A 7,180-nucleotide genomic window follows, 5' to 3' on the forward strand; every position below is an offset into this window, starting at 1 on the left:
CCGGCCGCGCCGCCCGTGCCGCCCGTCGTCGGACGCTGCGGCGGGTTCATGGTGCGCACGCCGTAAGGAGGCCGCGGAGCGCCGGGTGCCCCCGGCCCCCTGGAGCCGCTGGGGCCGCCCCCGGGGCCACCGGGGGCGCGGCCGCCCACGTCGCCCCAGCCGCCGCCCGCTTCGCGCTGCTCGGGATGTCCGCCCCGGGCGCCCGCCGCCGGCCCGCCCGGGCCGTACGCCGGTCTCGGCACGCCCTGCGCCGCGGTCATCGCGGGGTCCGCGGCTCCCGGCACCGCGCGGCGGCGGCGCCCGGTCCCCGGTGCGCCGCCATCGGCCAGGGGAGCCGCGCCGGGCGCGATGTGCTCCACGAACTCGGGGCCCGAGCCGCTCCCCTGGCCGGAGCCGGCCGCGGCGGACCGGCGCTCCCGGTCCTCCTGGCTGCCACGTGCGCTGTGTTTACCCACGCGCCGCACCGCTCCCGTCCGTGCCGGACACCGGTACGGCCCCCCGCGCCTCCCGGCTGTCCCGGTCATCTCGTCCGTCAACGTCATCGAGCAGCTCGCGCATCCCGCGCGCCACTGCCTCGGGATACTCCATCATCGCGACATGCCCGGCGTCCAACAGCGTCAACAGACGCGAGTCGCGGAAGGCGGCGTTCGCCCGCCGCGCCATCCTCATGGACACCAGCTGGTCCCGGCCGCCGTAGACGAGCAGCGTCGGCGCGAGCACCCGCTCGGCCTGCCGCCACAGCGAGTGCTGGCCGCCCAGGGTGTACGAGTCGACGACACCGCGCGCCGAGCGGGTGAGCGCGTCCCAGAAGTACGGCAGGGCCAGCCGGCGCTCGAACTCCTCCACCGCGTAGGCGAAGTCCTCCCGGCTGACCCGCCTCGGATCGCCGTAGGTGAGCAGCATCACTTCGCGGGTGCGCCGCTCCGCGTCCCAGTCCCTGGTCATGCGGGTGAACAGCCGGGTCACCCCCGGCACCGCGAGCAGACCGGTGGGCACCGCGGTGCGCTGCGGGCGCAGCTCGGGCAGCGCGGGCGAGACGAGGGTGAGGGTGCGCACCAGATCGGGCCGCACCGCCGCGACGCGCGTGGCGATCGCCCCGCCCATCGAATTGCCGACCAGGTGGACGGGCCCGCGGTCGTACGCGTCCAGGTAACGGATCACGGCGCGGGCATGGCCGGTTATGGAGTAGTTGCCGTCGTCCGGCGGCGGGGAGTCGCCGAAGCCGGGGAGGTCGAGCGCCTCGCCCTCCACCCGGTCGGCGAGCCGCTCCATGAGCGCGGACCAGTTCTGCGAGGAACCTCCGAGCCCGTGCACGAAGAGCGCGGGCGGCAGCCCGGAGGCGGACGGCGGACGGCACCGCACGGTCATCGTGAGCCCCGGCAGGGAAGCGGTCCGCAGCTTCTCCCCGGCTCCGACCCGCACGGGCCTGGCCGGCGGGACCGCCGCGACGATGCGGGCTTCCGGCGGCTCGGTCGAAGACATGCGGCAATGTTACGAGACGATCACGCGTGCGACCGTGTGTTCGCGCTCACACACCGCGTAGCGTCCGAAAGTGACCTCTCCTAGGCTCGTAAGACACAGGGGCGACCATCTCGCCACTGGGAAGCCGCAACAGGGAAGGGGAGTACATGTCCATCGACCCGAGCGACCCGGACACCTTCGAGGACTCCGCCGAGAACACCGACGAAACGACCGGGTACGACGTCGAGGCCCCCGAGGCGGACGCCGCCGAGCAGCACTTCGAGGTGCTCCCCCAGCGCGACGAACCGCCCCGGGTCGACGAGTACCTGGAAGCCAACGAGGCCGACCGGGCGGAACAGGCCCGGATCGTCGAGGTGAATGAGGAGGACTACCGGTGACCTGCGTTATTTGCGGGCTTTTCATAGAGTCCGGTCCGTGAAATTCTCCGCACGGACAGCGCGCCGCCCGGTTACCCAAAAGTACGATGGCGGGCGCGGTGGACACCCGTGCACAGGGATCATTCATTGGGAGGCGGCGTGACAGCCATCGAGCAGACCGAGGCGCGCCCACGAGGTACGCGCCTGCCGCGCCGAGCCCGACGTCATCAGCTCCTGGGGGCCGCCCAGGAGGTCTTCGTCGCCCAGGGCTACCACGCGGCCGCGATGGACGACATCGCCGAGCGCGCCGGAGTCAGCAAGCCGGTGCTCTACCAGCACTTCCCCGGCAAGCTCGAGCTGTACCTGGCCCTGCTCGACCAGCACTGCGAGGCACTGCTGCAGGCGGTGCGCACCGCGCTCGCCTCGACCACCGAGAACAAGCAGCGCGTCGCGGCGACCATGGAGGCGTACTTCGCCTACGTCGAGGAGGAGGGCGGTGCCTTCCGGCTGGTCTTCGAGTCCGACCTGACCAACGAGCCCGCGGTGCGCGAGCGCGTGGACCGGGTCTCGTTGCAGTGCGCCGAGGCGATCAGCGAGGTGATCGCCGAGGACACCGGGCTGTCCCAGGACGAGTCGATGCTGCTGGCCGTGGGCCTCGGCGGGGTCTCCCAGGTGGTCGCCCGCTACTGGCTCTCCAGCGAGAGCGCCGTCCCGCGGGAGACCGCCGTACAGCTGCTCACCTCGCTGGCCTGGCGGGGCATCGCGGGGTTCCCGCTGCACGGGGCCGAGGGCGGCCACTGAGCGGTCACCGGGCCGTCACCGGGCCGTCACCGGGCGGCCGGGCGCCATTCCGGGCCGTGGGGGCGCGAATTCGCGGCGGCGAGCGTGTTCGCTGCGGGCGTGCGCCCGCGGCCCCCGGCGGGTGTCCCGGCCCGGCTAATGTGTGCTGGGTACAGCGCGGGTGGCCGCGCACTCAACTGACCGTCGGAGGGACAAGGCCGTGGAGGTCAAGATCGGCGTGCAGCACGCGCCCCGCGAGATCACCTTGGAGAGCGGGCAGTCTGCCGAGGAGGTCGAGCGCCTGGTGGCCGAGGCACTCGGTGGCAAGAGCCAGGTGCTGACCCTGGAGGACAACCACGGCCGCAAGGTCCTGGTCCCGTCCGACCGGCTCGCGTACGTCGAGCTCGGCGAGCCGACCGCCCGCAGGGTCGGTTTCGGCGCGGCCTGAGGGATTCACCCGACGCCCGAGGCGGCGGGTTCGGTGGACCACCACCGAACCCGCCGCCTGCTGTTTCGCAAGGCCCCGGTCCGCCTCCGGGACGCTCCGAGGGCCGGGTCCGTCCCCAGGGCCTTGGAGGCCCCGGTCCGTCTCCGGGGCCTCCAAGGACCCGGTCCGTCTCCAGGGCCTCCAAGGGCCGGGCCCGTGCCAGGGACCGCCAAGGACCCGGTCCATCTCCAGGGCCTCCAAGGGCCGGGCCCGTGCCAGGGACCGCCAAGGACCCGGTCCATCTCCAGGGCCTCCGAGGGCCCGGTCCGTCTCCGGAGCCTCCAAGGATCGGGTCCGTCTCCAGGGCCTCCAAGGGCCGGGCCCATCTCCCGGGCCTCCGAGGACCCGATCCGTCTCCAGGGCCGCCAAGGACCCGGTCCGTCTCCGGAACCTCCGAGAACCCGGTCCGTCTCCAGGGCGCTCCGGTCTCCCCCGGGGGCCACGGGGAGGCGTCCCGGCCGGAAGACCCGAGCATCCGGGCCCCACGGCACTGGCACTCCGGCCCCGGCTCCAGCAACCACCGCTGGGTGCCCGGTCGGTAAGGCACAGGCACTCCGAGGCTCTGGGACACCGGCGTCCGGAAAGCTCAGCGGTGCCGTACGCCGGATGCGCCAGACCGCCCCGTGGACAGGGTTGCCCCCGCTCGGGCACGGGTAGTACGGGCACGAGCGACGCGTGATCACGCGTCGGTCCCGGTCCGCTCACGGGAAGGACGCGCCAATGCTGTTCTGGGAAGCGCTCGCCTCGGTACTGATCGGTCTCGTCATCGCGTACGGGGCGCTCCACCGGCTCCCCCGAAGGCTGCCCGCGCGGCCCCTCGTCCTGTCCACCGGCCCCGCCGCCGCGCTGTTGGGCGCCCTGCTGACCCATACGGTGCTCGGCTCGGGGCACACCGCGGCGGTGCTGATCGTCGCGCTCGGCTTCGCGGCGGCCCTGCTGTCGCTGCTCATCCGCCCCGCCAGGACCCGCCGCAGGCGCTCGGTCACGGCGTGACGCAAGCGGGCTCCGGGGCGCCACCGGCCGCCGGAGCCCCTCGTTCCGTTCGTTCCGTGATCTTCCGGGCCGTCTCCGGGCCTATGCGGCGAGCCCCAGGGCGGCCATCCGCTTGGTGTGGGCCTCGGTGATCCGCGAGAACATCCGGCCCACCTCCGCCAGGTCGAAGCCGTCGGCCAACCCGCCCACCAGCATCGTGGAGAGTGCGTCGCGGTCCGCGACCACCCGCTGGGCCTGCGACAGCGCCTCGCCCATCAGCCGCCGCGCCCACAGCGCCAGCCGCCCGCCGACCCGCGGATCCGCCTCGATCGCGGCACGCACCTTCTCCACCGCGAACGAGGCGTGGCCGGTGTCGTCCAGCACCTGGAGCACCAGGTCGCGGGTGTCGGCGTCCAGCCGGGCCGCGACCTCGCGGTAGAAGTCACTGGCGATCGAATCGCCCACATACGCCTTGACCAGGCCCTCCAGCCAGTCGGAGGGCGCGGTCTGGTGGTGGAAGCCGTCCAGTGCCGCCGCGAACGGCTCCATCGCGGCCGTGGGGTCCTCGCCGATCGCCGAGAGCCGGCCCCGGAGCCGCTCGAAGTGGTGGAACTCGGCGGACGCCATCTTCGCCAGCTCCGCCTTGTCCTCGAGCGTGGGCGCCAGCTTGGCGTCCTCCGCCAGCCGCTCGAAGGCGGCCAGCTCGCCATAGGCGAGGACGCCGAGCAGATCCACCACGGCGGCCCGGTACTGCGGGTCCGCGGCTGCCGTGTCCCAGTCCTGGGCGGCGATCCCGGTGTGCTTCGGGGAAGCGGCGTGGTCCCCGGCGGTCGTGGCGGGCGTCTCAGGCGTGTCAGGCGTCTCCATGGAGCGCACAATAGTCCGCTCCGCTCCCCGGGGAGGGCCCGCGTCCTTGGGCCCGCGGTCCTGCCGGGGCCCCGTTCTCCCCCAGCCGCCGCCAGGGGGTGCCCCGACGAGGCCCGAGCCTTCCCCGAGCCCCCGCCGGAGGCGCCGCCGCCCAGCACCCCGGGGGCCCCGGCCCCCACCCGGGGCGCCCCGACGAAAGCCGCGGAGACCCAGCGGAAGCCCGGCGAGACACCCCGGCCTTCTCGGGACCCGCCGGGGCCCCCGCCCACGCGTCCCCCACCTCACAGGGCCATACAGCCGACCTCCCCCAAGCCCCCGCCGGGAGGCGTCCCCGCCGAAGCCCGCCGACCCACCCGAGCCTCCCCGAGCCCCGCCAGGAAGGCCACCGCCGACCCACCCGAGCATCCCCGAGCCCCACAGAAAGGCCACCGCCGAAGCGTCCCAGCCCCCAGAGGGCCCCGCGGGGAGGCGTCCTCTGGCGGCGGTCGGCCGTGCTCGGACGCCCGTCTCGTTCCGTGGAAACCGCGCGCTCTTCGTTCACGACCGCGACGCATCCCTTCGGCTTTCCTGCCTGGTCAGCCACGCCCGCCGACGCCCCGCACGGGACAGCCCGGTCACAGATGCGCGCTTCCGGGGTACAGTGGTAAATGCGCCCGCTGACTATCGGCGGGTTGTCCACGAATGCGGATGCCCGGTCGGTGGCCCGATCGGCTCCAAACCCGACCGCCCTCCGCGCGGCGCGCATCACCTATGCGCACGGCAGGAGGGACCCGCTCGCGGCGTGAGCGCTCGAGCGAAGGCCGTGGTCCCGCGCCGAACCGGCCATCCCCAAGGCCGGTGCACCCGGGCGCCGTGCGACCCCCTTCGCCGCCTCCCGCCGCGTCTCACAGAAGAGGCAAGCATCCTGACCACCTTCCGAGAACTCGGGATCCTCCCCGAGACAGCCGAGGCCCTGGAAGCCGTCGGCATCACGTCCCCGTTCCCCATCCAGGAGATGACGCTTCCGGTCGCCCTCTCCGGCTCCGACGTCATCGGCCAGGCGAAGACCGGCACCGGCAAGACGCTCGGTTTCGGCCTCCCCCTGCTGGAGCGCGTCGTCGTCCCCGCGGACGTCGAGGCCGGCCGTGCCAAGCCCGAGCTGCTGACCGACGCCCCGCAGGCGCTCGTGGTCGTCCCCACCCGTGAGCTGTGCCAGCAGGTGACCAACGACCTGCTGACCGCCGGCAAGGTCCGCGCCGTCCGCGTCGTGTCGATCTACGGCGGCCGCGCCTACGAACCGCAGGTCGAGGCCCTGAAGAAGGGCGTCGACGTGGTCGTCGGCACCCCGGGCCGGCTGCTGGACCTGGCGGGCCAGAAGAAGCTGCGGCTCTCGGCCGTCAAGGCGCTCGTCCTGGACGAGGCCGATGAAATGCTCGACCTGGGCTTCCTGCCCGACGTCGAGAAGATCATCAACATGCTTCCGGCCAAGCGCCAGACCATGCTGTTCTCGGCCACCATGCCGGGCGCCGTCATTGGCCTGGCCCGGCGCTACATGTCGCAGCCCACGCACATCCGCGCCACTGCGCCGGACGACGAGGGCGCGACCGTGGCCAACATCACGCAGCACGTCTTCCGCGCCCACTCCCTGGACAAGCCGGAGGTCGTGGCGCGCGTACTGCAGGCCGAGGGCCGCGGCCTCGCGATGATCTTCTGCCGTACGAAGCGGACCGCCGCCGACATCGCCGATCAGCTCTCGCACCGTGGCTTCGCCTCCGGCGCGGTCCACGGCGACCTCGGCCAAGGGGCGCGCGAGCAGGCGCTGCGCGCCTTCCGCAACGGCAAGGTCGATGTGCTGGTGTGCACCGACGTCGCCGCCCGCGGCATCGACGTCGAGGGCGTCACGCATGTGATCAACTACCAGTCGCCCGAGGACGAGAAGACCTATCTGCACCGCATTGGCCGTACCGGTCGTGCGGGCGCCTCGGGTACCGCCGTCACGCTCGTCGACTGGGACGACATCCCGCGCTGGCAGCTGATCAACAAGGCGCTGGACCTGCCGTTCAACGACCCGGAGGAGACGTACTCCACCTCCGAGCACCTCTACGAGCTGCTGAACATCCCGGAGGGCACCACCGGCGTGCTCCCGCGCGCCGAGCGCACCCGGGCCGGGCTGGCCGCCGAGGAGATCGAGGACCTGGGCGAGACCGGAGGCCGGGCCGGCCGCGGCCGCCGGGCCGCCGCCCCGGCCACCGAACAG

Annotated in this window: 6 protein-coding genes and 2 pseudogenes; 5 read left to right on the forward strand and 3 right to left on the reverse strand. The window is 73.4% G+C overall.

Features of this window, described 5'->3' with window-relative positions; translation table 11 throughout:
• Positions 1 to 455, reverse strand: a pseudogene (locus AXW62_RS45235) (DUF3152 domain-containing protein); the annotation flags it as partial.
• Positions 448 to 1,482, reverse strand: a complete 1,035-nt coding sequence (locus AXW62_RS37545; protein WP_060948323.1) for an alpha/beta fold hydrolase — start codon at positions 1,480 to 1,482, stop codon at positions 448 to 450. The gene AXW62_RS37545 and the pseudogene AXW62_RS45235, both read right to left, overlap by 8 nt.
• Positions 1,483 to 1,628: 146 nt before the next feature.
• Between AXW62_RS37545 and AXW62_RS37550 the strand changes: the two genes are divergently transcribed.
• The 4 genes from AXW62_RS37550 to AXW62_RS37565 all read left to right on the forward strand — a co-directional run bounded on the left by AXW62_RS37550 (position 1,629) and on the right by AXW62_RS37565 (position 4,098).
• Positions 1,629 to 1,859 (forward strand): Rv3202a family protein, encoded by a 231-nt coding sequence (locus tag AXW62_RS37550; protein ID WP_060948324.1) that lies wholly within the window; start codon positions 1,629 to 1,631, stop codon positions 1,857 to 1,859.
• A 138-nt stretch (positions 1,860 to 1,997) separates the two neighbouring features.
• On the forward strand, positions 1,998 to 2,639 hold the full coding sequence (locus tag AXW62_RS37555; RefSeq protein ID WP_030822882.1) for a TetR/AcrR family transcriptional regulator: 642 nt from the start codon (positions 1,998 to 2,000) through the stop codon (positions 2,637 to 2,639).
• Positions 2,640 to 2,838: 199 nt separating this feature from the next.
• Positions 2,839 to 3,066 carry a DUF3107 domain-containing protein gene (locus AXW62_RS37560; RefSeq protein ID WP_060948325.1) on the forward strand — a complete coding sequence of 76 codons (228 nt, stop codon included), beginning with the start codon at positions 2,839 to 2,841 and terminating at the stop codon, positions 3,064 to 3,066.
• A 759-nt stretch (positions 3,067 to 3,825) separates the two neighbouring features.
• On the forward strand, positions 3,826 to 4,098 hold the full coding sequence (locus AXW62_RS37565; protein WP_060948326.1) for a hypothetical protein: 273 nt from the start codon (positions 3,826 to 3,828) through the stop codon (positions 4,096 to 4,098).
• Between the two features lie 81 nt (positions 4,099 to 4,179).
• Here AXW62_RS37565 and AXW62_RS37570 read toward each other — a convergent pair whose 3' ends face one another.
• A complete protein-coding gene (locus AXW62_RS37570; RefSeq protein WP_102865823.1) occupies positions 4,180 to 4,944 on the reverse strand; it encodes a ferritin-like fold-containing protein in 765 nt (254 codons plus the stop codon).
• A gap of 750 nt (positions 4,945 to 5,694) precedes the next feature.
• Here AXW62_RS37570 and AXW62_RS37575 point away from each other — a divergent pair.
• Positions 5,695 to 7,180, forward strand: a pseudogene (locus AXW62_RS37575) (DEAD/DEAH box helicase); the annotation flags it as partial.

The organism is Streptomyces hygroscopicus subsp. hygroscopicus (assembly GCF_001553455.1).
Classification (GTDB): Bacteria; Actinomycetota; Actinomycetes; order Streptomycetales; family Streptomycetaceae; genus Streptomyces; species Streptomyces hygroscopicus.